The following is a 23,883-nucleotide window of genomic DNA, read 5'->3' as shown; positions in this document are numbered from 1 at the left end:
GGTCCCGTCGTGGTTGGAACCCGTATGAAGTTCTCGGTCCTGGATCTCGTCCCTGTCCGCACCGACCAGACCACGGGTGATGCCGTCGCCGCGGCCACCGACCTGGCGCGCACGGCCGATCGGCTGGGATTCGAGCGCTACTGGGTGGCCGAGCACCACAACATGCCGGCCGTCGCCGCGGCGTCCCCGCCGGTCCTCATCGCCCTGCTCGCCGCCGCCACGGAGCGGATCCGCGTGGGATCGGGCGGCGTCATGCTGCCCAACCACGCTCCGCTCGCGGTCGCCGAGCAGTTCGCGCTGCTGGAGGCCGCTTTCCCCGGGCGCATCGACCTGGGCATCGGTCGGGCCCCCGGCTCGGACCCCGTCACCTCGTGGGCGCTGCGTGGCGCTGCCGGACGTGACGACTCCGACATCAGCAACTTCCCGCAGTACCTCGACGACGTCGTCGCGCTGATGGACGGCCGGGGCGTCCGGGTGCCGATCCCGAACCAGCAGTACGTGCTGAAGGCGACCCCCGCCGCGGTGAGCGCGCCGCAGATGTGGCTGCTCGGCTCGTCGATGTACTCGGCGCACCTGGCCGCGGCCAAGGGCCTGCCGTACGTCTTCGCCCACCACTTCAGCGGCAAGGGCACGGCCGAGGCGCTGGCGGTCTACCGCAGCGAGTTCCGGCCCAGCGACCTGTGCGAACGGCCCACGACGTTCCTGACCGCGAACATCGTGGTGGCGGAGACCTCCGACGAGGCCACCGCGCTGGCGCTGCCCAACCTGCAGAACATGGCCCGGCTGATGACGGGCAAGCCGCTCGCGCCCATCGACCTCGTCGAGGACGCCGAGGCGCTCGAGCTCGACCCGGGGATGGAGTCGCTCGTCGACTCCGGCCTGGCCCGCATGGTCGTGGGCGATCCCGACACCGCCCGCAAGGAGCTCGAGGAGCTCGCGGCCGAGTTCGACGTCGACGAGGTCATGCTGCACCCGGTCGCGTCCGCGCGACGCGGCGCCGACCCGCGCACCACGCCGGGTCGTGTCCGCACGCTCGAGCTGCTCGCCGGCTGACGGGATCAGGCGTCGCGCGGCGGGTCCAGCCGGGGCGCCGAGGTCGAGATCCCGGCGGCGGCCCACTCCTGCTGCACGCGGTTGATGTTCTCGGGGGTGACGGCGGCGGTCAGGTCCTGCAGCACGGTGACCTTGAAGCCCTCGCCGGCGCCGTCGAGGGCGGTGGCCCGGACGCAGTGGTCGGTGGCGATGCCGCACACGTCGATCTGCTCGACGTCGTGCTCGCGCAGGAAGTCGGCCAGTCCGCGGCCCTCGCGGTCGGTGCCCTCGAACCCGGAGTACGCCGCCTCGTACTCGCCCTTGTCGAAGATCGCGGCGAACAGGTCGTCGGTCAGCGGAGGATGCAGCTCGACCCCGGGCGTGCCCACCACGCAGTGCGGGGGCCAGGAGTCGACGTAGTCCGGCTCCTCGCTGAAGTGCGAGCCCGGGTCGATGTGGTGGTCGCGCGTGGCGATGACGAGGTCGTACTCGCCCTCGGCGATGAGGTCGGCGACGGCCTCGGCCACCGCGGCACCCCCGCTGACGGCCAGCGAGCCGCCTTCGCAGAAGTCGTTCTGGACATCGACGACGACCAGCGTGCGCGGTGCGGCCATGTCAGTCCTCCTCGAAGATCGTGGGGATGGCGGGGTCGCCCTTCGACAGGCGACGTGCCGCGGCGGGCAGCTCGCCCAGGGACGCCTGCAACCGCTCGCGGGCGTCGTCGAGGGTCGCGTCGTGGACCCGCTTGCCGCCCTCCACGAGCGGCACCATCAGCTCTCGGTCGTCGCCGTCGTCGCGCGGCGTGATGTCGATGCCGATGACCTCGGCCTCGGCGACACCGGAGGCGCTCAGCCGCCGCAGCGCCGTCTTGCGACCGCCGACCGAGGCCTTGTCCTTGCTCTTCTTCGCGACGCCGATCATCGTGCCGTCGTCGGCGGCGCGGGCGACGAGCTTGTAGACGAAGCCGCTCGTGGGGGATCCCGAGCCCGTCACCAGGGACGTGCCGACGCCGTAGCCGTCGACGGGCGCGACCGCGAGCGCGGCGATGGCGTACTCGTCGAGGTCGCTCGTGACGGTGATGCGGGTGCCGGTGTTGCCGGCGGCGTCGAGCTGGGCACGCGTCACGCGGGCCACGTCGCCGAGGTCGCCGGAGTCCAGGCGCACGCCGCCGAGGCTCGCGCCACCGACCTCGATGGCCGTGGCGACGCCCTGCGTCGTGTCGTACGTGTCGACGAGCAGCGTGGTGTCATGGCCCAGCGAGCGCACCTGCGACGTGAACGCGTCGCGCTCGGTGTCGTGGACGAGCGTGAACGCGTGCGCGGCCGTGCCTGCGGTGGGGATGCCGTAGCGCCGGCCGGCCTCCAGGTTGGACGTCGCGGCGAAGCCGCAGATGTAGGCCGCGCGGGCGGAGGCGACCGCGGCCTCCTCGTGGGTGCGGCGGGTGCCCATCTCGATGCAGGGACGGTCGCCCGCCGCCATCGTCATGCGCGTCGCCGCGGAGGCGATCGCCGAGTCGTGGTTGAGGATCGACAGGATCAGCGTCTCGAGGATGACCCCCTCGCCGAACGAGGCGTCGACCCGCAGGATCGGCGAGCCGGGGAACCACAGCTCGCCCTCGGGGTAGCCCCAGATGTCGCCCGTGAAGCGGTAGTCGGCCAGCCAGTCGCAGGTGGAGTCGTCGACGACCTTCCGTGCGCGCAGGAAGTCGATCTCGTCGCGGTCGAAGCGGAAGTCGGCGAGCGCGTCCAGGACCCGCCCCGTGCCGGCGACGACCCCGAACCGCCGTCCGGCGTTGAGGCGACGACCGAACACCTCGAACACGCTGCGCCGCTCGGCGGTGCCGTCGGCGAGCGTGGCCTGCAGCATCGTCAGCTCGTAGTGATCGGTCAGCAGCGCGGTCGACACCATGGACTCAGCGTAGGTCCCCGGCGGCCTGCGTGCCCCGGAGCGCGGCAGGCACAATGGGGGAGTGACCACCCCCACCCCCGTCGAGACCGAGAAGCCGGAGTCCGACCTCGTCGTCCAGCTCGAGGACCCGTGGGTGACCATCGTCTGGAACGACCCGGTCAACCTGATGTCGTACGTGGCGTTCGTCTTCCGGACCTACTTCGGCTACACCGAGGAGAAGGCCAATCAGCTGATGCTCGCCGTGCACGAGGAGGGCCGCGCCGTCGTCTCCAGCGGCCGCCGCGAGGAGCAGGAGCGGCACGTCCAGGCGATGCACGAGTACGGCCTCTGGGCCACCCTCGAGCGGAGTGACGTGTGAAGCCGTTCCGTCGCCGTCGTCGCGGCACCGTCACCGCCGTCTTCGAACTCAACGAGGCGCAGCTGTTGGTCAACCTCGCCAGCCAGGTGGTCGAGTTGCTGCAGGACCGCAACGCGCCGAGTGAGTCCGAGCCCGATCCGCTCGCGCAGATGATCGGCATGACCGGGCCGGTGCTGCCGCCGGAGGACCCGGTGCTGGCGCGGCTGCTTCCCGACGCCTACCGCGACGACCCGACCGAGGCCGCCGAGTTCCGCCGCTTCACCGAGCAGTCGCTGACCGCGACGAAGGTCGGCAACGCCCGGGTGCTCATCGAGTGCCTCGAGGCCGGCGGCCTGGACGTCGGCGCCAAGAACGTCGAGGTCGAGCTCGACGCGACCCAGGTCATGGGCTGGCTGCGCGCGCTGACCGACATCCGCATCGCGCTGGCAGTCCGGCTGGGCATCGAGACCGAGGAGGACGCCGAGCGGCTCGCGGAGTCCGACGACGAGGCCACGGTCGCGATGGGCGACGTCTTCGACTGGCTGGGCTTCGTGCAGGAGACGCTGGTCCAGGTCGCCTGAGCGCTGGCAGGCTCTTGTCAGCCACCCCGGGGTGGGTCACAGTGGTGACACCGATACCGGGGGGAATGGGTCATGACGGTCCGTCGCTTGCTCTATCTCGTGGTCGCCGTCGTCGCGGCGCTGTTCGTCGTCTGGCTGGTGCTGTTCCTCACCCGGGGCGACACGTCCTCGGCCACGGGGTCGGACCCCTATCCCGATCATGCCGAGGGTGTCGCCTTCGTCGACGAGGCCGTGGTCTACGACGACCTCGGCCGGATGGCCGCCACGGCGAACGTGGTCGTGCGCGGCACCGTCACCGAGGTCGCGCCCGGCGCGACCCACCAGTACACCCCCGAGCAGAGCGTCGCCGACGAGACCGACCGGGTGCTGACGGTCCGGGTCGACGAGGTGGTCGCGAACGGCGCTCGCGGAGCCCCCGCCGTCGGCACCTCCATCCGGATCGTCGAGGGCTGGTGGTCCGAGGGCATCGGGTACGAGACCGAGGGCATGCCGTGGTCGGAGGTCGGGCAGGAGGGCTACTTCTTCCTCGCGAAGGACAGCGGGCCGAGCGGCGGCTACACCTACGTCGGCACGACCGGCCGCGCGCTCCTCACCGACGAGGGTGCCGAGGTCAGCGGCGACCACCACGGCGACGGGCCCTGGGACGGCACCGTGGGCGGGAAGCTCGTGGACTCCCGCGCCCAGGCCGGCGCCGACGCCCATCGGGCTCCCTCGGTGGCCGACCTGCGATCGCGGGTCCTCGCCGCTGCCGACCTGGCGCGGCGCGGCGTCGCCAAGCCGATGACCCTTCCGAACCCCGCGCAGCCGAACGACTGAGAGGCCGACGACATGACCGGACCGCACCGCCTCCCCGCTCCCGCCTGGTTCGCCCCCGTCGCCTGGACCGCGGTGTTGCTGCTGTCGCTGGTCCTGTGGCCGATGTCGGTGGCGAGCGCCTCGAACAACGACCTCATCGACCCGGACAACGCCGATCACCACGTCGACCGGAACAGCCTGACGTCCAGCGGCGACAGTGCCGCGCTGCGCGGGATCTCCGAGCTCAACCGCACCAAGATGAACGCCACGGTCAACGGCTCGGGCGACGTCGAGGTCTACGACAGCAGCTACGGCGACTCGGGCAGCTGGCACAACGTCCGCGGCCGGGCGACCTGCGTGAACAAGACGACCCTGGGCCTGGAGTGCGACGTCTGGGAGGTCAAGTTCAACCAGACGAACATCAGCGGGTCCTCCGCCTGGCTGCACGTCGGCTGTCACGAGTTCGGGCACACGGCGGGCATCAGTCACCGCAGCTCCGACAACGACTCCAACGACAACTCGTGCATGCGCAGCGGCGGCACCAACGCCAACCTCGACGAGCATGACATCGACGTGATCAACGACGACGTGTGACGCGCGACGGTGGGTCCGCCCCTCGGATGCCCGCCGGGGTGACGGGCACCCCTCGATAGACTCGGGGACTGTGTTGACCATCCTGCGCGAGCACGTCGAGGCGATCGTCGCCCACGCCCGCCGCGACCACCCCGACGAGGCCTGCGGCGTCATCGCGGGTCCGATCGGCTCTGACCGGCCCGAGCGGCTCATCCCGATGCTCAACGCCGCCATGTCGCCCACGTTCTACGAGTTCGACTCCGGCGACCTGCTGCGGCTCTACCGCGACATGGACGACCGCGACGAGGAGCCCGTGGTCATCTACCACTCGCACACCGCCACCGAGGCCTACCCGTCGCGCACCGACCTCAACCTCGCCTCCGAGCCCGGCGCCCACTACGTGCTGGTCTCCACGCGCGACGGCGCCCACGAGTCCGGTCCGGTCGACTTCCGTTCGTACCGCATCACCGACGGCGAGATCAGCGAGGAAGAAGTTCGCGTCGTGGACCGTTACACCGAAGAGAGCACGACTGCCGACCCGGCAGTCCCCGAAACCGAAGGTGACAACTGATGGCCGTCGAGGTCCGCATCCCCACGATCCTGCGCCCCTACACCGGGGGTGAGCGCGCCGTCGACGCCGACGGCACCACCCTCTCCGCCCTGATCGACGATCTCGAGGCGAACCACGAGGGCCTCAAGGAGCGCCTCCTCGACGGCGGCGAGCTGCGCCGCTTCGTCAACGTCTACGTCAACGACGAGGACGTCCGCTTCACCGGTGGTCTCGAGACCGCGCTCTCCGATGGCGACACGGTCGTCATCCTGCCCGCCGTCGCGGGCGGCGCGGCCTGAGCATGCGCTACGACTCGCTCGTCGACTCGGTCGGTCACACCCCGCTGGTCGGCCTGCCGAACCTCTCGCCGAGCGACGACGTGCGGCTGTGGGCCAAGCTCGAGGACCGCAACCCCACCGGCTCGATCAAGGACCGTGCGGCCCTGTCGATGATCCTGGCCGCCGAGGCCGACGGGTCGCTGACGCCGGGGTGCACGATCCTCGAGCCCACGAGCGGCAACACCGGCATCTCGCTGGCGATGGTGGCGCGGCAGCGCGGCTACCGGCTGATCTGCGTCATGCCCGAGAACACCTCGATCGAGCGGCGCCAGCTGCTGACGATGTTCGGCGCCGAGATCATCAGCTCGCCCGCGGCAGGCGGCTCCAACGAGGCCGTGCGGGTGGCCAAGGGCCTCGCCGCCGAGCACCCGGACTGGGTGATGCTCTACCAGTACGGCAACCCCGCCAACGCCGAGGCGCACTACCGCGGCACCGCGCCCGAGCTCTTCGAGGACCTGCCCACGATCACGCACTTCGTCGGCGGTCTGGGCACCACGGGCACCCTGATGGGCATCGGCCGGTTCTTCCGCGAGCGCAAGCCCGACGTGCGCATCGTCGCCGCCGAGCCGCGCTACGGCGAGCTCGTCTACGGCCTGCGCAACATCGACGAGGGGTTCGTGCCCGAGCTCTACGACGCGTCGCTGATCGACTCGCGCTTCTCCGTCGGCCCGCGCGACGCGGTCCGCCGCGTGCGCGAGCTGATCGACCGCGAGGGCGTCTTCGCGGGCATCTCGACCGGTGCGATCCTGCACGCCGCGCTGGCCCAGGCGGCCAAGGCGGTCAAGGCGGGCGAGCGCGCCGACATCGCGTTCGTGGTGGCCGACGCCGGCTGGAAGTACCTGTCCACGGGCGCGTACGAGGGCACGATCGACGAGGCTGAGGACCGCCTCGAGGGCCAGCTCTGGGCCTGACCTGTTCAGTGGGTGGGGCGTCGGGATAGCCTTCGAGCCGTGAGCGACATCGTCGTGTTCTCGGGTAGTGCGCACCGGACGTTGGCCGAGGAGATCTGCAGTCACCTCGGCGTCACGCTGAGCCGGTCGGAGACGACCCGCTTCAGCAACGACTGCCTCCAGGTGCAGCTCCTCGCCAACTGCCGCCAGCGCGACGTCTACATCGTCCAGCCGCTGGTACCGCCGACGCAGGACCACCTCATGGAGCTGCTGCTCATGGTGGACGCCGCGCGCGGCGCGTCCGCGGCCTCCGTCACCGTCGTGATGCCGCACTACGCCTACGCGCGCTCGGACAAGAAGGACGCGTCCCGCATCTCGATCGGGGGCAAGCTCGTCGCCGACATGATGGCCACTGCCGGGGTGGGCCGGGTCGTCACGATGACCCTGCACGCCCCGCAGGTGCACGGCTTCTTCTCGATGCCGGTCGATCACCTGACCGCCCTGGGCGAGCTCGCCGAGCACTACCGCGGCCAGGACCTCACGAACGCGATCGTGGTCTCGCCCGACTTCGGCAACGCCAAGACCGCCTCGCAGTTCGCGCGGCTGCTCGGCCTGCCCGTCGCGGCCGGCAGCAAGCAGCGCAAGGCCGACGACAAGGTCGTCATCGACACGATCGTCGGCGACGTGGCGGGCAAGCGCGCGATCGTCCTCGACGACGAGATCGCCACGGGCGGCTCGATCATCGAGCTGATGGACAAGCTGGAGGAGTTCGGCGTCACCGAGGCCTCGGTGGCCTGCACGCACGGCCTCTTCGCGGGCAAGGCCGTCGAGCGCCTCCGCTCGCACCCGGCCATCAGCGAGGTCGTCACCACCGACACGGTGCCGGCGCCCGCCGACTGGCCCGAGCTCAAGGTGCGCTCGGTCGCGCCGCTGTTCGCGGAGGCGATCGCCCGCATCCACGCCGGCGAGTCGGTCTCGAGCCTGTTCGACGGCGTCGACCCGGCCCATGCCCCGCCGCAGCCCAAGCTGCCGCTCTGAGCCGCCCTACCCGCTGAGTTGCACGTTCGGCCACTCAAGCACGGCGTGTCGCTGGCCGAACGTGAATCTCAGCGCTCCAGCTCGGCGATGAGGCGGTCGAGCAGGTCGCGCAGGGCGCGACCGTCCCGCTCGCTCATGCCCATTCCTTCGACGAGACGGGCGGGGACGTCGGCCACGCGGTCGCGCAGCCGCCATCCGCCATCGGTCAGGGAGATCAGGACCCGGCGCTCGTCGACGGTGTCGCGGGCGCGGGTGACGAGGCCCGCCGACTCCATCCGCTTCAGCAGGGGAGTGAGCGTGCCCGAGTCCAGGTGCAGCAGCGTTCCCAGGTCGCCGACGCCCAGCGGACCGTCGGCCTCCCAGAGGGCGAGCAGGCACAGGTACTGCGGGTACGTCAGGCTCACCTCGCCGAGGAGATCGGCGTAGCGCCGGGTGACGGCGCGCGAGGCCGCGTAGAGCGGCAGGCAGATCTGCTGGTCGAGCGCGAGCTGCGGGTAGGAGTCCTCCACGAGGGCAAGGCTACCTGTTGCCCGATTTGATTGTGCGCAATAGAGTTCAGGGCATGACCTCCATCACCCCGATCTACACCGCCAGCGCCGTCGCCACTGGAGACGGCCGTGACGGCCACGTCGAGTCCACCGACGGCATCCTGTCCACCGACGTCCGCATGCCTCCCGAGATGGGCGGTCCCGGCGGCGCGACGAACCCCGAGCAGCTCTTCGCCGCCGGCTACGCCGCGTGCTTCCACTCCGCGCTGCGCATCGTCGGCAAGAAGGCCGGCGCGGACGTCTCCGAGTCGGAGGTCGTCGCCGACGTCTCCATCGGCGACAACGGCAACGGCTCCTTCGGCCTGGCCGTCCAGCTCGAGGTGACGCTGCCGAACGTGTCGCGTGAGGACGCCCAGAAGCTCGTCGAGGCCGCCCACCAGGTGTGCCCCTACTCCAACGCCACCCGCGGCAACATCGACGTCGAGCTCACCGTCGCCTGACGCACCACCGCGCCACCGCGCGCCCCTCTCCACTTTTGGAACTGGATCCACCTCGAATCGACCGTTCGGCGTGGATCCAGTTCCAAAAGTGGGGGCGTGGCGGCGGGCGCGCGGTCAGCTGACGCCGCGGATGCGGACGACCGAGAGGGCGCCGACGAGGCCCACGACGGCCGCGGTGACGTACAGCGTCGTGTAGCCGCCGAGCAGCGTCACGATCGGCGCGGCGATGACCGGGGCGATCACCTGGGGCAGGGCGTTGGCGATGTTGATGACGCCGAGGTCCTTGGCGAAGCCGGCCTCGTCGGGCAGCACCTCGGTGACGATCGCCAGGTCGACCGCGAGGAACGCGCCGAACCCGACGCCGAGCACCACCGCGGCGACGAGCACCCCCGGCCAGGTCTGCCAGAACGCCAGCAGCAGCGCCGCGAGGGCCATGACGATCCCGGCCCAGACGACGAACACCTTGCGGCGCCCCACGCGGTCCGACCACCGCCCCGCCACGACCGCCGAGATCGCCACGACCACCGAGTTGACCGCGATCACGATGAACACGCCGCCGTCGGGATCGGCCAGGCCGACCGCGTCGGTGAGGAAGTACAGCAGGTAGAGCGTCGCGATCGCGTTGCCGAGGTTGACGACGAACCGGGTCAGCCACGCCCAGGCGAAGTCGGGGTGCTCCGTGGGCGAGACCCAGAAGGAGCGCGTGAACTGCCGTGCCGAGAAGGGCACGCGGTCGACGTGCGGGCGGTCGTCGCTGCGGGCGAGGTACGGCAGCGCACTCAGCAGCAGGAAGGCCGCACAGGCCAGGTAGCCGCCCCGGGTGCCGCCGAACGCGATGGCGAGGCCGGCGCCGACGAGGATGCCCAGGGTCTGACCGAGCCCGACCAACCCGCCCGCCCACGCCCGTTGAGCCACGGGCACCCGATCGGGCAGGGTCGCCGTGATCGCCGCCAGGGAGGCGTTGACCGAGGCCTGCACCAGGCACCAGCCCACGACGACCTGCCAGAACTCCGAGGCGCCGGACAGGATCGTCAGGCCCAGGGCGCCGACGAGCGACCCTGCGGTGATCCACGGGACGCGACGGCCAGCCCGGGCGCGCGTGCGGTCCGACAGGGCCCCGAACAGCGGGTTGGCGACCATCGAGATCGCCGCGCCGACGCCCGTCACCACGGCGAGCGCCGTCTCCTTCCCGTCGCCCACCACGGCCTCGGTCTGTTGGGGCAGCAGGACGGCGAGCGGGCCGAAGAACGCGACGTACGTCCCGAGGTTGACCAGCGCGACCGACGCCAGCCACGGCAGCCGGACCGGGGCCAGCGGCTCGACCGGGGCCGTCATCGGCCGTGCTGCGCCGCGATGAGCGAGCGGTACCAGGCGAACGAGTCCTTGGGGATCCGCTGCTGGGTCGCGTAGTCGACGTAGGTCATCCCGAACCGTTGCGAGTAGCCCTCCGCCCACTCGAAGTTGTCCATCAGCGACCAGTGGAAGTACCCACGCACGTCGACCCCGGCGTCCATCGCGCCGCGCAGGGCCGCCAGGTGGGCGGCCGTGTAGTCGATGCGGCGCTGGTCGCGCACGCGCCCGTCCGGGCCCGGTGCCTCGTTGAAGGCGCCGCCGTTCTCGGTGATCAGGATCGGCGGGAGCGCGTCGCCGTACGTCTCCTTCAGGCCGACGAGCATCTGCGTGAATCCCTCGGGGATGATCGGCCAGCCGAAGTCGTTGAGCTCGAACCCGTCGGGCACCACCTGGTCGAACGGCACCTCGCCACCCGGGGCGGCTGCCGCGATGTACTGCGGGTTGTAGGAGTTCACGCCCAGGAAGTCGATCGGCTGGGCGATCACGCCGAGGTCGCCGTCGTGGGCCACCGGATCCACGATCCCGGCCAGCGGCCACGTCCCGAGCAGGATCGGGTCGAGGAACGCCCGGTTGTAGACGAGGTCGAACAGGTGCGCGGCGTCGCGGGTCTCGTCCGAGTCGTCGACGGGCCGCACCTGCGTGTGGTTGTTGGCCGGGCCGACCTGCGACGCGCCGGCCGCGCGCAGCGCCTGCACGGCACGGCCGTGCGCCAGCAGCTGGTGCCAGGCCACCTGCAGCGCCCCGAAGCCGAGCTCCTTGCCGGGGGCGTGGATGCCGTTGCCGTGGCCGAGCAGCGTGAAGACGACGGTCTCGTTGAGCGTGAACCAGCGGGTGACGCGGTCGGCCAGCCGCTCGCCGACGACGTGCGCGTACTGGGCGAACCGCTCGGCGATGTCGCGGTTCTCCCATCCGCCGCTCGCCTCCAGGGCCTGCGGCGAGTCCCAGTGGAAGAGGGTCGCACTCGGCTCGATGCCGCGCTCGAGCAGCGCGTCGACGAGGCGGTCGTAGAAGTCGAGTCCGCGCGGCTCGACCGTCACGCCGTCGGGCTGGATCCGCGGCCAGGAGATCGAGAAGCGGTACGCGTCGACGCCGAGGTCGGCCAGGAGTGCCACGTCGTCGCGGTACCGGTGGTAGTGGTCGCAGGCCACGTCGCCGGTGTCGCCGTCCTTCGTGCGACCGGGGGAGTGGCTGAACTCGTCCCAGATCGAGCGGCCGCGGCCGTCCTCGTCCACCGCCCCCTCGATCTGGTACGCGGCGGTCGAGACGCCCCAGAGGAAGTTGGACCCGAAGTGAGGCAGATCACTCATGGGCTCATCCTGCCCCGTCCGAGGCGTTCTGCGTCAGGCGAACGGGTCGGTGATCTCGCGCAGGCGCGCCATGGTGCGACGCAGGTGGGCCATGTCCGCGGCGCCCAGGTGCCGCTCCCACTCGGTCTCGATGTGCTGCTCGAGCCGGCGGGCGTGGCGCAGCGCGCGCCGGCCACGCGCGGCCGGGCGGATCAGCCGCGCCCGTGCGTCGGTGGGGTCGGCCACTCGCTCGACGTACCCGGCCTCCTCCAGGTGGTTCACCAGCACCTGGGCGGTCTGCTTGGTGACGAGGGCGCGCTCGGCGAGGTCGGTGAGGCGGGTCCCTGCGGGGTCGACCCGGGCGAAGACGCGCGCCTGCGCCACGGTGACGTCGTCGAACCCGGCGGCGTGCAGCCCGTCGAGGATGCGCTGCTCCATCGCGCGGTGGGCCACGAAGAACCAGACACCGGTGGACGGCTGAGCCCTTGACATGTCGTCAGTCTAACTGACGATAATGGTCAGGAAGGCTGACGAATGGGGAACGTCATGGACCATGACGAGATCTGGGCCGAGATCGACCACGGCAAGACCAGGCTGGCCGCGCTCCTGGACGAGCTCACGCCGGAGCAGTGGCGCACGCCCTCGCTGTGCGAGGCGTGGACCGTGCGGGACGTGGCGGCCCACCTGGCCATCGCGCCGACCATCTCGCTGCGTCGGACCGTGCGTGAGGCGGTGCGCGCCCGCGGCGACTTCGACCGCATGATCCGGGTGACGGCGATCGAGCGGGCTGCCGCGCGCACCGACGCGCAGATCCTGGCCGACCTGCGCGACACGACGGGCGCGCGGCGCCTCGCCCCCTCGACGTTCGTGCGCGATCCGCTGCTCGACGTGCTCGTGCACACGCAGGACATCGCCCGGCCGTTGGGGCGCGAGGTCACCGCGCCCGCGGACCCGGCCCTCGAGGCCCTGGAGTGGACGTGGCGCCGCGGATTCCCGTTCTGGCCGGGCCGCCGCTTCCGCGGACGCCGCCTCGTCGCCACCGACGCCGACTGGACCCGCGGCAGGGGAGTGGACCTCGTCGCGCCCGCGGGCGACCTCCTGCTGATGGCCACCGGGCGACTGCCCGTCCCCGCGGGATGACCGACCTCACGCCGCGTGGATTCCCCCTCGGCCCCCGGAGGTGTCTACCCTCTGGGGTGTGAGCGACGCACCCATCGGCATCTTCGACTCCGGCTTCGGCGGACTCACCGTCGCCCGAGCGGTGCTCGACCAGCTGCCGCACGAGCCGATCGTCTACCTGGGCGACACGGCGCGCCAGCCGTACGGGCCCAAGCCGATCTCCGCGGTCCGCGAGTACGCGCTCGAGTGCCTGGACCACCTCGTCGACCTCGGGGTCAAGGCCCTGGTCATCGCCTGCAACTCGGCCAGCGCCGCCGTCCTGCGCGACGCGCGCGAGCGGTATGACGTGCCGGTCGTCGAGGTGATCCTGCCGGCCACCCGGCGGGCCGTGAACGCCACCCGCAACGGCAAGGTCGGCGTGATCTCCACCGTCGCCACCGCCACCTCGGGCGCCTACGACGACGCGTTCGCCGCCAACCCGGGGATCGAGCTGCACACCGGCACGTGCCCGCGCTTCGTCGAGTTCGTCGAGGCCGGGATCACCGGTGGCCCCGAGCTGCTCGCGGTGGCCGAGGAGTACCTCGCGCCGCTGCAGGACGCCGGCGTCGACACGCTGGTCCTGGGGTGCACCCACTACCCGCTGCTGACCGGCGTGCTGTCGTACGTCATGGGCGATACCGTGACGCTCGTGTCGAGCGCGGAGGAGACCGCCAAGGACGTGTACCGCCTGCTCGCGTCGCACGAGCTCGAGCGCGACCCGGCGCTGCCCGCTCCGTCCCACCGCTTCCTCACCACCGGCCACCCGGCCGAGTTCGCCGACCTGGGCCGCCGGTTCCTGGGGCCCGAGGTCGAGTCGGTCGACCAGTTCGCGTGGGTGACGGTGTGAGGCTCACGATCGTGGGGTGCTCCGGATCGTTCCCGGGGCCCGACTCCGCCGCCAGCTGCTACCTGGTCGAGGCGCCGTTCGAGGGACGCACGTTCCGGCTGCTGCTCGACCTCGGCTCCGGCTCGCTCGGTCCGCTGCAGGACCACATCGACCTGCGCGACATCGACGCGATCAGCCTGTCGCACCTGCACCCCGACCACTGCTTCGACATGAGCGGCCTCTACGTCGTGCGCAAGTACCACCCCGCGGGCCCGCCGCCCCGGCTGCCGGTCTACGCCCCGGCCGGCAGCGACTGGCAGCTCTCCAACGCCTACGGCACGACGGCGCCCAACGGGATGACGCTGCCGTTCGAGTTCCGCGACGTCACCGACGGGTTCGCGGCCACGGTCGGGCCGTTCACGCTGCGTGCGATGCGCACGCCCCACCCGGTCGAGGCCTACGCCATCCGGGTCGAGGCCGACGGCCGCTCGCTGGTGTACTCCGGCGACACGGGACCCGACCCACGGCTGGAGCGGTTCGCCGAGGGCGCCGACGTCTTCCTGTGTGAGGCGTCGTTCGTCGAGTCGGCCGACAACCCGCCCGACCTGCACCTCACGGGGGCCGAGGCCGGGCACATCGCCGCTGCCGCCCGCGTGGGCCGGCTGCTGCTCACGCACATCCCGCCGTGGACCGACCGCGACGAGGTCGAGGCCGACCTCACGACCGTCTACGACGGCGACTACCGGCTCGTGCGGGCGGGCGACGTAGTCGAGTTGTAACACCCGTCCCATTGCCCCCGGGGTCCACGCGCGGTTGTATGACTCTCGGTGCCCAGCGCCCCGCGCACCAGGTGCGGCGGCGAATGTCCGGGGGGACGGGGTGCCAGGAGAGGTAGATCGTGACGATCTCTTGGAAGCCACTCGCCGTGGCCGCGGCACTCGCGGCCTCGGCGCTGACGGCACCCGCCATCGCCGGCACCACGGCGTCGGCCGCGCCGTCGACCACGAAGGCCGCCGACCCGCGGCCGTTCCATCCCGACCTCGAGCTGAAGGACCTCACGGTCGAGGGCAAGAAGGTCCAGGCCCCGCAGCAGTTCAAGGCCCAGAAGCGCTCCCAGAGCCGCAGCGTCGCGCCGGCCGCGGTCACGCCCGCCGTCGGCACCGTGCGCGAGTGGCTCGCGCTCGACGACATCGAGGGCGGCGCCTACTACAAGGAGTTCACGCTGCGCGGCGTCGGCGACCACATCGAGGTGTGGGTGGCCAACGACACCGCGTTCCCCGCGGACGACTGCCGCGGCGCCGCGGCCACCGTCGTCACCGACGCCCAGGTCAACGGCCTGGTGCAGGAGTTCGACACGAACATCTACCCCAAGGAGGCCGCGGCCTTCAGCACGGCGCCCGCACGGGACGGCTCCAAGGCCCTCATCGAGGGTGACTTCACCGGTGGCGGCGACAAGATCGTGACGCTGGTCGACAACGTCCGCGACGACAACTTCTACGACTTCCCGGCGGCCCCGACGTACATCGCCGGGTTCTTCTCGTCGGCGTTCAACGAGTACATGGACCGCAACGTCATGACGATCGACGCGTACGACTGGGCGCACCGCACCGGTGCCAACCCGGTCGACGAGGCGACCGACGACCTCTGCACGAGCCGCCCGGCGCGCCCCCGCCTCTACGAGGGCACGTTCGCGCACGAGTACCAGCACCTGCTGCAGTACTACACCGACCCGAACGAGACCATCGGCGTCAACGAGGGCCTGTCGGACTTCGCGCAGACGCTCGTGGGCTACGTCGACGGCACCAAGACCGTCGACCAGCCCGAGGCCGACAGCCACCTGTACTGCTTCCAGGGCTTCGGCACGGTGCGGACGGACTACAACACCACCCCGCGCGACTGCGGCGGCCCCGAGAACTCCTTCAACCTGTGGGACGAGGGCAAGACCTCCTCGGGCGTGCTGGCCGACTACGGCCACGCGTACCAGCTGATGCTGTACCTGTACGACAAGTTCGGCCAGGACTTCATCTCGGCACTGCACCGTGACGGCGAGGCCCAGGGCATTGCGGCGATCAAGAAGCAGCTGGCCGCCGAGGGCAAGAGCTGGCGCACGGTCTTCCACGACTTCCAGTCGATGACCCTGCTGGACAAGATCCTCGGCGATGCGAAGAAGGCGACGCTGGTCGGCGCCAAGAAGGCCGCGGTGACCTCGCCGAGCCTGCGCTCGACGGTGAACCTGGCCAACCCGGCCGCGTACGAGACGCCGGGCGCCGCGCCCAACGGTGCCGACTACGTGCCGCTGAAGGTCGGTGGCAAGGCCGTCACGGGGGCGAAGCTGCGCAAGGTCACGTTCAAGGGCGCCACCACGCTGCCCGAGCAGCCGCTGAAGTGGTCGACCGTCACGAACGATCCCGACCGGCCCGGCGATGCCGTGCTGTTCTCGGGCGACGCCAACAGCCTCGACGTCTCAGCGGTCACCCCGGTGACCGTGCCGGCCACGAACGCCACGCTCACCCTCGACGCCAAGTACGGCGCCGAGGAGGGCTACGACTACGGCTACGTCCAGGTCTCGACCGACGGCGGCGCGACGTACACGTCGATCGCCGGTGACAAGACGGTCGCGGGACCGCAGGGCCCGTCCCTCAACGGCGCCACCGACGGCTTCGAGCAGCACACGTTCGACCTGTCGGCGTACGCCGGTCAGCAGATCCTGCTGTCGTTCCGGTACATCTCCGACGGTGGCGTGAACGAGGGCGGCCTCAAGATCGACAACGTCGCCATCGGCGGCACGACGATCAGCGACGGCTCCGACCTCGGTGACTTCAAGTCGCCGACGCAGATCCGTCCGACGCCCGTCGAGAACTGGCACGTCAAGCTGGTCGGCCTCCGACCGGGCAAGAAGCCCTACGTCGCCCAGGTGGCGTGGGACGGCAAGAGCTCGTTCACGGTCGACAAGTGGTCGCTGATCAAGCTGCGCCCGGCCAAGCAGGTCGTCGCGATCGTCGCCTACGACGAGTCGACCGAGATGGTGCAGCAGTACGCGCCGTACACGCTGACCGTCAACGGCGCCGTCCAGCCCGGCGGTCGCTGAGCCTCTCCGTCAGCGTCATCGGCCCCACCGTGGCCGCGGGTCCTCCCGCGGATACGGTGGGGCCATGACGCGCGAGGACGGCAGGACCCCCGACGAGCTCCGACCGATCACCATCACCCGAGGCTGGCTCGACCACGCCGCCGGGTCGTGCCTGATCGAGTTCGGCAAGACCCGGGTGCTGTGCGCCGTGGCGGCCACCGAGGGCGTGCCGCGGTGGCGCAAGGGCTCGGGCCAGGGCTGGCTCACCGCCGAGTACGCGATGCTGCCGCAGGCCACCCACGACCGCTCCGCCCGCGAGTCCGTGAAGGGCAAGGTCGGCGGCCGCACGCACGAGATCAGCCGCCTCATCGGCCGGTCGCTGCGCGCCGCGGTCGACCTGTCGAAGCTGGGCGAGAACACGATCGCCATCGACTGCGACGTCCTGCAGGCCGACGGCGGCACCCGCACCGCCGCGATCACCGGCGCCTACGTGGCACTCGTCGACGCGATCGCCCACCTCAAGCAACAGGGTGCCGTGAAGGGCGACCCGCTCGTCGACTCGATCGCCGCCGTCAGCGTCGGCATCATCGACGGCGTCCCGATGCTCGACCTGCCGTACGTCGAGGACGTGCGCGCCGAGACCGACATGAACGTCGTGATGACCGGCTCGGGGACGTTCATCGAGGTGCAGGGCACCGCCGAGGGCGCCCCGTTCGACCGTGCCGAGCTCGACGCCCTGCTCGGGCTGGCCGAGAAGGGCTGCGCCGACCTGACCCGGCTGCAGCGTGAGGCCCTGGCCGGGTGAGCCGCGTCGTCCTGGCGTCCGGCAACGCCAAGAAGCTCGACGAGCTGCGCCGCATCCTCGAGCCGCTCGTGCCCGGGGTCGAGGTGCTGGGCCTGGCCGACGTCGAGCCCTACGACGAGCCCGCCGAGACCGAGCCGACTTTCGAGGGCAACGCCCTGATCAAGGCCCGCTCGGCCGCCCGGGTCACGGGCCTGCCGGCCCTGGCCGACGACTCCGGCATCTGCGTCGACGCGCTCAACGGCATGCCGGGCGTGCTCTCGGCACGGTGGTCGGGCGTGCCGAAGGACCAAGGTGGTGACGCCGCCAACAACCGGCTGCTGCTGGCCCAGCTGGCCGACGTGCCGGACGAGCGCCGCGGCGCCGTGTTCCGGTGCGCGATGGCGTTCGTGCTGCCCGACGGCACCGAGGTCGTCGAGGTCGGCGAGATGCCGGGACGGGTCCTGCGCGCCGAGCGCGGCGAGGGTGGCTTCGGGTACGACCCGCTGTTCGCCGCCGACGGGTACGACGTCTCGACCGCCGAGCTGTCGCGCGAGGACAAGGACGCGATCAGCCACCGGGGCCGTGCTCTGCGGGCGATCGCGCCCACCGTCGCGTCGGTCCTCAGCGCCTGACGGGGTGACGGCGGGCCGGGCCCGCCCTACCGTGGGCGCATGGCACTCGTGGCGTTCAAGGACCTGGTGATCGACGTCGAGGACCCGGCGGCCGCCGCCGAGCGATGGGGTCGCTGGCTGCACCTCCGGGGGGAGGTCGACGACGAGGGCGCCGTGCTGCGCGGCGCGTCGCCCCGCGACACGATCTGGCTCAACCCCGCGCCGCCCAAGGCCGTCAAGAACCGGGTCCACCTCGACCTCATGGCCCGCGACCTGGCGCCGTTCTCGGACCTCCCGCGACTCACCGAGCCCGGCCAGTTCAGCTGGACGACGTTCCTCGATCCCGAGGGCCACGAGTTCTGCGTGTTCGAGGGCGACCGGCGACCCGAAGGGCTGAAGGACGTCGTCGTCGACGCGGTCGACCACCTCGCGATCGGCACCTGGTGGGCCGAGGTCTTCGGCGCCACCCTCGGCACGAACGACGAGTACACGTGGGTCGACGACATCCCCGGCGCACCGACCGAGTCGTTCGACTTCGTCGGGGTCCCCGAGCCCAAGACGGTCAAGAACCGCGTCCACTGGGACGTGACGCTCGTCGGTGACGCGACGCTCGACGACCTCGTCGCCCGCGGTGCCTCCGTGCTGCTGCCGAAGGGCGACGACCGTCGCTGGACGGTCATGGCCGACCCCGAGGGCAACGAGTTCTGCGTCTTCGAGGCCTGAGGACTCAGAAGCGGATCGCGTCGACGATCCGCACGCGCACCGCGACCAGCGCGGGCAGCACGCCCGCCAGCGCGCCCACGAGCAGCGAGACGCCCATGCCGAGCACCGCGGCCGAGATCGGGAAGGGCGGCGGGTCGGCCACGCCCTCGAGCAGGTACTTCGCGGTCCACGGGCCGTTGACCAGCGCGATCGCGATCATCACGCCGACGAGCCCGGCGACGAACGTGGCGACGATGCTCTCCATCACGACCGAGAAGAACACCCGGCCCGACGTGGCGCCGAAGCTGCGCCGGATGCCGATCTCACGGACCCGCTGCTGGATCGTGATGACCGAGACGTTCAGCAGGCTCAGGGCGCCGAGCAGCAGGATGACCGAGCTGACGGCGACGACGACCCACTTCACCGAGTCCAGGTCGTCGTTGCCGCCCCAGGCGAGGTAGTCGCTGCGGTCGACCTGGGTCTCGAATCCGGGCAGCTCGGCGTTGATCGACCGGCGTATCGCCTCGGTCAGCTCCTCCGATCCGTCGGTCGGCACCCAGATCTTCCAGGAGGCGTCGGCCATCGGCTGGGTCGCGCCGAACCAGTGCTCGTAGGCGTCGGCCAGCAGGTAGGCGCGGCCGAACTCCATGTAGCGATCGGACGTCGCCGTGACCCCGACGATCGTGGCGCTCACGGTGGTGGAGGCGCCCTTCAGGTCGATCGTGGCCGGCAGGCTCGCCTCGGCCAGTCCCATGTCCTTCAACAGCCGCGGGTCGACCACGATCGCGGGGGAGAGGTTGGCCGCGTCGGAGTCCACGAGCCAGCGTCCCTGACGGGTGACGACCCGGTGCATCACGGCGTACGGCGGGTCGACCACGAGGAGGTCGACGTCGCTCGTGAAGTCGGCGCGGCTCGCCCGCAGCTGGGTGTTGCCCGCCATCGAGGCGTGGCTGATCTGGAACTGCTCCGTCACCTTCGCGACGGCGGGCCGGACGATGGCGGCGGAGGCACCCGACCCCGTGTCGTCCTGGGGGTCGTACGCGTAGACGTTGAGCATCGCCGGGCGGCCGTCCCGCTCGTACTGCTCGACCAGGGCCTGCTGGCCGATGTCGGCGACGGCCACGGTGCCGCTGAGCGCCGCCACGGCGACGCCGACGCCCACGAGGGACAGCAGCACCCGCAGCTTGTGGATGCGCAGTTCGTGCCAGGCCTCGATGACCGCGGCGGCGAAGCCGGTCAGCACCCGCCCGATCACGCGGCGGCCTCGAGCGGGTGCAGGGCGCCGTGCTCGAGCCGGTAGCGGCGACGGGCGATCGCCGCGACGCCGGGATCGTGCGTGATGGTGATCAGCGCGGCGCCCGAGTCGCGCGAGACGTCGTCGAGCAGCGTCATCACCTGCGCGCCGGTCTCGACGTCGAGCGCGCCGGTGGGCTCGTCGGCCAGCACCACCCGCGGCGATCGCACGAGGGCGCGCGCGATGGCGACCCGCTGCTGCTCGCCGCCGGAGAGGTGTTGCGGCCGGCTGTCGAGTCGCTCGGCCAGACCCACGCGCTCGAGCATCTCGGCCGCGATCCGCCGCCGCGACCAGAACTCGCGCCCGGAGGCGTACATCAGCGGCGCGATGACGTTCTCGAGCGCGGAGAGCCCGGGCAGCAGGTTGAACTGCTGGAACACGAAGCCGATCTCGCGGCCCCGGATGTGGGCGGTGGCGCGCCCGGAGAGCCGGCGGACGTCGCGCCCGGCCCACTCCATGGTGCCGTGCGTCGGCCGGTCGAGGAGGCCGAGCATGTTGAGCAGGGTCGTCTTGCCGGTGCCCGAGCGGCCGACGATGCCGATGTGGTCGCCGCCGTGCACCACCAGGTCGACGCCGGACAGGATCGTCAGGTCCTCGTCGTCGGGGAGGACGACGGTGCGCCCCACGCCGGACAGGCGGACGAGCTCGACCGGCGCGTCCTCCATCAGTAGCCCGCTTCCGACTCGCCGCCGACGTCGCCGTCGGTGGGGGAGCCGGGTACGTACTGCAGGATCTGGGCGCCCTCCTCCAGGCCCTTGAGGATCTCGACGCTCTTGCCGTCGTTGACCCCCAGCCGGACGCGCCGCTCGGTCTGCTTCCCGGAGTCGTCGACCACCCAGACCGTGCCCCGCTTCAGCAGACCGCGCACGGCGGTGACCGGGACCACGAGGGCGTCCTGCGCCGAGCCGGCGTCGATGCTCATGCTCAGCTCGAGGCCGTCGAACACGGTGACGTCCTCCGGGACGTCGCACACCACCTCGGCGGCGGACGAGGACTCGGGCTCCTCGCCCTCCTCGACCGGGGCCTCGGCACCACCGGCACTCTCGACTCCCTCGTCGGCGATCTGCAGGTCGGTGCAGGTGAAGGGCTCGGGTCCGCCGTCGATCGTGACCCGGGCCTCGTCGGGGGCGTCCATCAGGCGGTACCGGTCGACGACGGGCACGGTGCCGCGTGCGGTGAAGGTGGAGCGCTTGATCCGGGCCATGGCCGCGTCGCCGGTGACCTCGTCGCCGACCTTCCCGGTGAAGGCCGCCAACCGGCCGGTGGCCGGCGCGGTGACCGCGACGAACCGCACGACGGGCGGGGCCGGCTCGTCGTCCTCGTCCTCGGCAGCGACCTCGGGTTCCACGACCGTGCGCACCTCGAACAGCGGGTCGCCCTTCGACACCTTGGCGCCGTTGGGGACGTGGACGTGGGTCAGCGTCCCGTCGACGGAGGCCTTCACCGGCACTGCGGGGTCGATCACGATCGTGCCGTCGATCTCGAGCGAGTTCTCGAGCGTGGCGCGCTCGACCGTGATCGTGGGCGAGAGGCTGACCGCCGTGGGCGATTCGGTACCCTCGGCGCCGGTGGCGCCGCCCCCGAAGGCGAGGACGGCGAGGCTCACGGCGATGGTGGCGCCGATGAGCAGCCAGGCGGTCGGCAGGACGAACCGCCGGAACGTACGGGTGAAGGTCACCGCCGGAAGGTACCACGCAATGCGCACTAGTGGGGAGGGATCGGGCTAGGGTTCCACGCATGGCCTCCCTCGACCTCACCGCCGACATCGTCACCCTGACCCGTGCGCTCGTGGACGTGCCGTCCGAGAGCCTGCAGGAGGCCGAGCTGGCCGACGCGGTCGAGGCGGCGCTGCGCGCGTGCGCCCACCTCGAGGTCGTCCGGGACGGGCACACGATCATCGCCCGCACCGAGCTCGGCCGCGACGAGCGCGTCGTCATCGCCGGGCACCTCGACACGGTCCCGATCAACGGCAACCTCCCGTCCCGCCTCGAGGGCGACACCCTCTGGGGCCTGGGCACGTGCGACATGAAGGGCGGCGCGGCGATCGCGCTGCGCCTCGCCGCCGAGCTCGCGGAGCCGGTCCGCGACGTCACGTGGGTGTTCTACGAGGCCGAGGAGATCGCGGCCGTCCACAACGGCCTCGGCCGGATCGCCCGTGAGCACCCCGACTGGCTCGCCGGCGACTTCGCCATCCTCATGGAGCCCTCGAACGCCGGCGTCGAGGCCGGCTGCCAGGGCACGATGCGCGTCGAGATCCGCACGGTCGGCGAGCGGGCCCACTCGGCCCGCGCGTGGATGGGGCACAACGCGATCCACGACCTCGCGCCCGCGCTCTCGACGCTGGCCGGGTACGCGCCGCGTACGGTCGACATCGACGGCCTGACCTACCGCGAGGGCCTGAACGCGGTGGGCATCCGCGGGGGAGTGAGCGGCAACGTCATCCCCGACGAGGGCGTCCTGACCGTGAACTACCGCTTCGCCCCCGACCGCGACGAGGACGCGGCGCTGGCACACCTGCGCGAGGTCTTCGCCGGTCACGAGCTCACCGTCACCGACTCCGCCCCGGGTGCCCTGCCCGGTCTCGACCGTCCTGCGGCGGCGGCGTTCGTCGAGGCCGTCGGCGGCGAGGTCGGACCCAAGTTCGGGTGGACCGACGTCGCGAAGTTCACCCTGCTGGGCGTGCCCGCGGTGAACTACGGGCCCGGCGACCCGCGGTACGCGCACAAGGCCGACGAGCAGGTTCCCGTCGAGCACCTGCACCGCGTGCTCGACCGGCTGCGCGCCTGGCTGTCGGCCGGCTGAGGCGCGGTCAGCGGGGGCGGAGCGTCTCCAGCACGAGATCGGCGATGCGCTCGTGCCCGCGCGGGTTCGGGTGGCCGTCGTCACGGGCGCAGTAGTAGGTCTCCGTGCAGATCAGGGCCGCTCGGGCCGGCACCTCGCCCGCCGTCGTCCGGCGCTCCACGGGCAGGTAGCCGCCGAACTCCTCGGTGACGTCGGCGAAGCGCGCACCGTGCCCGGCGTACGTCCGGCGCAGCATCGGGTTCAGGTGGTCGCGGAACAGCTCGACCGACGCCTCGGTGACGAGCGGCGACCGGGGCGCATCCGGTTCGCGGACGGGCTCGGCGGCCCACACGTCCGGATAGGTGAGGCCCACGATCGGCACCGAGGGTCCGAGCCGCTCGCGCAGGTCGGAGAGCAGCCGGTCGAGCGCTCGTTCCACCCGGGGCAGCACGCGGGCGACGCACTCCCGCCACCGCGGGCCGAACGAGGTGCACGGGCGCAGGTCGTTGGTGCCGAGCACGACCGTCACGAGCTCGATCTCGTCGGGGTGCCGGTCCACGTGGCCGAGCACCGTCGACGCCTCGGAGCCGTCCGTACGGTCGGGGGCGTCATCACCGCGCAGGTCCTCGGCGCACGGCCTTCCCGAGACGAAGTCCGTGGTGGTGATTCCCGAGCAGCTCACGTTGACGAGCTCCAGGCCCGTGGCGTCGGCCACCTGCCAGGCGAATCCGTCGTTCGTGGTGGCGGGCGGCTCGCCGTCGAGCGAGGGTCGGAAGCCGGCGGAGTAGGAGTCGCCGATCGCGAGGTACTGCCCGCTGGGCGCCTGGAACGGGTCGGCTGGGGTGGAGCAGCCGCCGGCGACGGCGAGCAGGGCGGTCGCCGCGACGGCGACCCGGACGGGGAAGGGGGCGACGGGCACGGGGACCACCGTAATGAGGATCGACGCGGTCGGCTCTCCGAGGAAAATGCGCAAGCCTCAGGCCGTACCTGA

Annotated in this window: 28 protein-coding genes; 18 read left to right on the top strand and 10 right to left on the bottom strand. The window is 71.6% G+C overall.

Going from position 1 to position 23,883, the window contains the following annotated elements; all coding sequences use genetic code 11:
* Window positions 1-24 precede the first annotated feature (24 nt).
* The gene (locus AFL01nite_RS08250; RefSeq protein ID WP_146827193.1) at window positions 25-1,053 is read left to right on the top strand and encodes an LLM class flavin-dependent oxidoreductase; all 1,029 of its coding nucleotides are present in this window, start codon (window positions 25-27) and stop codon (window positions 1,051-1,053) included.
* 5 nt (window positions 1,054-1,058) lie between these two features.
* On the opposite strand, the gene AFL01nite_RS08245 is transcribed toward AFL01nite_RS08250, so the two are convergent.
* Both AFL01nite_RS08245 and AFL01nite_RS08240 read right to left on the bottom strand, forming a co-directional pair.
* Window positions 1,059-1,646: an isochorismatase family protein gene (locus AFL01nite_RS08245; RefSeq protein ID WP_146827192.1), complete on the bottom strand. Its 588-nt coding sequence runs from the start codon at window positions 1,644-1,646 to the stop codon at window positions 1,059-1,061.
* Between the two features lies 1 nt (window position 1,647).
* On the bottom strand, window positions 1,648-2,940 hold the full coding sequence (locus tag AFL01nite_RS08240; RefSeq protein WP_146827191.1) for a nicotinate phosphoribosyltransferase: 1,293 nt from the start codon (window positions 2,938-2,940) through the stop codon (window positions 1,648-1,650).
* Between the two features lie 61 nt (window positions 2,941-3,001).
* Here AFL01nite_RS08240 and clpS point away from each other — a divergent pair, with 61 nt between their 5' ends.
* The 8 genes from clpS (at window position 3,002) to AFL01nite_RS08200 (ending at window position 8,042) form a co-directional block, all read left to right on the top strand.
* Window positions 3,002-3,298: an ATP-dependent Clp protease adapter ClpS gene (clpS, locus tag AFL01nite_RS08235; RefSeq protein WP_146827190.1), complete on the top strand. Its 297-nt coding sequence runs from the start codon at window positions 3,002-3,004 to the stop codon at window positions 3,296-3,298.
* The gene (locus tag AFL01nite_RS08230) at window positions 3,295-3,858 is read left to right on the top strand and encodes a DUF2017 domain-containing protein (protein ID WP_146827189.1); all 564 of its coding nucleotides are present in this window, start codon (window positions 3,295-3,297) and stop codon (window positions 3,856-3,858) included. The genes clpS and AFL01nite_RS08230 overlap by 4 nt, the downstream gene beginning before the upstream one ends.
* Before the next feature lie 72 nt (window positions 3,859-3,930).
* Window positions 3,931-4,674 carry a hypothetical protein gene (locus tag AFL01nite_RS08225; RefSeq protein WP_146827188.1) on the top strand — a complete coding sequence of 248 codons (744 nt, stop codon included), beginning with the start codon at window positions 3,931-3,933 and terminating at the stop codon, window positions 4,672-4,674.
* 12 nt (window positions 4,675-4,686) lie between these two features.
* Entirely contained in the window at window positions 4,687-5,247 is a 561-nt protein-coding gene (locus AFL01nite_RS08220) for a hypothetical protein (RefSeq protein WP_146827187.1), read from the top strand.
* Window positions 5,248-5,317: 70 nt separating this feature from the next.
* Window positions 5,318-5,797, top strand: coding sequence for a M67 family metallopeptidase (locus AFL01nite_RS08215; protein WP_146827186.1), 480 nt, complete (start codon window positions 5,318-5,320; stop codon window positions 5,795-5,797).
* A complete protein-coding gene (locus tag AFL01nite_RS08210) occupies window positions 5,797-6,075 on the top strand; it encodes a MoaD family protein (protein ID WP_146827185.1) in 279 nt (92 codons plus the stop codon). Before AFL01nite_RS08215 ends, AFL01nite_RS08210 begins: the two co-directional genes overlap by 1 nt.
* A 2-nt stretch (window positions 6,076-6,077) precedes the next feature.
* The gene (locus AFL01nite_RS08205) at window positions 6,078-7,025 is read left to right on the top strand and encodes a PLP-dependent cysteine synthase family protein (RefSeq protein ID WP_146827184.1); all 948 of its coding nucleotides are present in this window, start codon (window positions 6,078-6,080) and stop codon (window positions 7,023-7,025) included.
* Between the two features lie 39 nt (window positions 7,026-7,064).
* On the top strand, window positions 7,065-8,042 hold the full coding sequence (locus tag AFL01nite_RS08200) for a ribose-phosphate diphosphokinase (RefSeq protein ID WP_146827183.1): 978 nt from the start codon (window positions 7,065-7,067) through the stop codon (window positions 8,040-8,042).
* Between the two features lie 68 nt (window positions 8,043-8,110).
* On the opposite strand, the gene AFL01nite_RS08195 is transcribed toward AFL01nite_RS08200, so the two are convergent.
* Window positions 8,111-8,551, bottom strand: a complete 441-nt coding sequence (locus AFL01nite_RS08195; protein ID WP_146827182.1) for a MarR family winged helix-turn-helix transcriptional regulator — start codon at window positions 8,549-8,551, stop codon at window positions 8,111-8,113.
* A 53-nt stretch (window positions 8,552-8,604) separates the two neighbouring features.
* On the opposite strand from AFL01nite_RS08195, the gene AFL01nite_RS08190 reads away from it, so the two are divergent.
* A complete protein-coding gene (locus AFL01nite_RS08190; protein WP_146827181.1) occupies window positions 8,605-9,030 on the top strand; it encodes an organic hydroperoxide resistance protein in 426 nt (141 codons plus the stop codon).
* Window positions 9,031-9,144: 114 nt separating this feature from the next.
* Here AFL01nite_RS08190 and AFL01nite_RS08185 read toward each other — a convergent pair whose 3' ends face one another.
* From AFL01nite_RS08185 to AFL01nite_RS08175, 3 genes are read right to left on the bottom strand one after another with little or no spacing between them, the layout of a single operon-like run.
* Window positions 9,145-10,365 carry an MFS transporter gene (locus AFL01nite_RS08185; RefSeq protein ID WP_146827180.1) on the bottom strand — a complete coding sequence of 407 codons (1,221 nt, stop codon included), beginning with the start codon at window positions 10,363-10,365 and terminating at the stop codon, window positions 9,145-9,147.
* Window positions 10,362-11,690 (bottom strand): GH1 family beta-glucosidase, encoded by a 1,329-nt coding sequence (locus AFL01nite_RS08180; protein ID WP_146827179.1) that lies wholly within the window; start codon window positions 11,688-11,690, stop codon window positions 10,362-10,364. The genes AFL01nite_RS08185 and AFL01nite_RS08180 overlap by 4 nt, the downstream gene beginning before the upstream one ends.
* A gap of 33 nt (window positions 11,691-11,723) precedes the next feature.
* A complete protein-coding gene (locus tag AFL01nite_RS08175) occupies window positions 11,724-12,161 on the bottom strand; it encodes a MarR family winged helix-turn-helix transcriptional regulator (protein ID WP_146827178.1) in 438 nt (145 codons plus the stop codon).
* Between the two features lie 42 nt (window positions 12,162-12,203).
* Here AFL01nite_RS08175 and AFL01nite_RS08170 point away from each other — a divergent pair, with 42 nt between their 5' ends.
* From AFL01nite_RS08170 to AFL01nite_RS08140, 7 genes are all read left to right on the top strand, one after another.
* On the top strand, window positions 12,204-12,809 hold the full coding sequence (locus tag AFL01nite_RS08170; RefSeq protein ID WP_222593450.1) for a maleylpyruvate isomerase family mycothiol-dependent enzyme: 606 nt from the start codon (window positions 12,204-12,206) through the stop codon (window positions 12,807-12,809).
* Window positions 12,810-12,867: 58 nt separating this feature from the next.
* On the top strand, window positions 12,868-13,674 hold the full coding sequence (gene murI, locus AFL01nite_RS08165) for a glutamate racemase (protein ID WP_146827177.1): 807 nt from the start codon (window positions 12,868-12,870) through the stop codon (window positions 13,672-13,674).
* Entirely contained in the window at window positions 13,671-14,432 is a 762-nt protein-coding gene (locus AFL01nite_RS08160) for an MBL fold metallo-hydrolase (protein ID WP_146827176.1), read from the top strand. Before murI ends, AFL01nite_RS08160 begins: the two co-directional genes overlap by 4 nt.
* A gap of 119 nt (window positions 14,433-14,551) precedes the next feature.
* Entirely contained in the window at window positions 14,552-16,741 is a 2,190-nt protein-coding gene (locus tag AFL01nite_RS08155; protein WP_222593449.1) for a choice-of-anchor J domain-containing protein, read from the top strand.
* A 64-nt stretch (window positions 16,742-16,805) separates the two neighbouring features.
* Entirely contained in the window at window positions 16,806-17,525 is a 720-nt protein-coding gene (gene rph / locus AFL01nite_RS08150; protein WP_146827175.1) for a ribonuclease PH, read from the top strand.
* Window positions 17,522-18,136 carry an RdgB/HAM1 family non-canonical purine NTP pyrophosphatase gene (gene rdgB, locus AFL01nite_RS08145; protein WP_146827174.1) on the top strand — a complete coding sequence of 205 codons (615 nt, stop codon included), beginning with the start codon at window positions 17,522-17,524 and terminating at the stop codon, window positions 18,134-18,136. Before rph ends, rdgB begins: the two co-directional genes overlap by 4 nt.
* A gap of 39 nt (window positions 18,137-18,175) precedes the next feature.
* Complete coding sequence (locus AFL01nite_RS08140; RefSeq protein ID WP_146827173.1) at window positions 18,176-18,838, top strand: VOC family protein; 663 nt, start codon at window positions 18,176-18,178, stop codon at window positions 18,836-18,838.
* Window positions 18,839-18,842: 4 nt separating this feature from the next.
* On the opposite strand, the gene AFL01nite_RS08135 is transcribed toward AFL01nite_RS08140, so the two are convergent.
* Genes AFL01nite_RS08135 through AFL01nite_RS08125 form a run of 3 tightly spaced genes read right to left on the bottom strand, consistent with a single transcriptional unit; the run spans window position 18,843 to window position 21,789 of the window.
* The gene (locus AFL01nite_RS08135) at window positions 18,843-20,072 is read right to left on the bottom strand and encodes an ABC transporter permease (RefSeq protein ID WP_146827172.1); all 1,230 of its coding nucleotides are present in this window, start codon (window positions 20,070-20,072) and stop codon (window positions 18,843-18,845) included.
* Window positions 20,069-20,776 (bottom strand): ABC transporter ATP-binding protein, encoded by a 708-nt coding sequence (locus AFL01nite_RS08130; RefSeq protein WP_146827171.1) that lies wholly within the window; start codon window positions 20,774-20,776, stop codon window positions 20,069-20,071. Before AFL01nite_RS08130 ends, AFL01nite_RS08135 begins: the two co-directional genes overlap by 4 nt.
* Window positions 20,776-21,789 carry an efflux RND transporter periplasmic adaptor subunit gene (locus AFL01nite_RS08125; protein WP_186813875.1) on the bottom strand — a complete coding sequence of 338 codons (1,014 nt, stop codon included), beginning with the start codon at window positions 21,787-21,789 and terminating at the stop codon, window positions 20,776-20,778. The genes AFL01nite_RS08130 and AFL01nite_RS08125 overlap by 1 nt, the downstream gene beginning before the upstream one ends.
* Before the next feature lie 59 nt (window positions 21,790-21,848).
* On the opposite strand from AFL01nite_RS08125, the gene dapE reads away from it, so the two are divergent.
* Entirely contained in the window at window positions 21,849-22,913 is a 1,065-nt protein-coding gene (gene dapE / locus AFL01nite_RS08120) for a succinyl-diaminopimelate desuccinylase (RefSeq protein ID WP_146827169.1), read from the top strand.
* 7 nt (window positions 22,914-22,920) lie between these two features.
* Here dapE and AFL01nite_RS08115 read toward each other — a convergent pair whose 3' ends face one another.
* Window positions 22,921-23,811 carry an SGNH/GDSL hydrolase family protein gene (locus AFL01nite_RS08115; protein ID WP_186813874.1) on the bottom strand — a complete coding sequence of 297 codons (891 nt, stop codon included), beginning with the start codon at window positions 23,809-23,811 and terminating at the stop codon, window positions 22,921-22,923.
* Window positions 23,812-23,883: the final 72 nt, after the last annotated feature.

Source organism: Aeromicrobium flavum (assembly GCF_007992115.1).
GTDB lineage: Bacteria > Actinomycetota > Actinomycetes > Propionibacteriales > Nocardioidaceae > Aeromicrobium > Aeromicrobium flavum.
The sequence above is the reverse complement of the archived record's forward strand: the minus strand, read 5'-3'. Positions and strand labels throughout refer to the sequence as shown.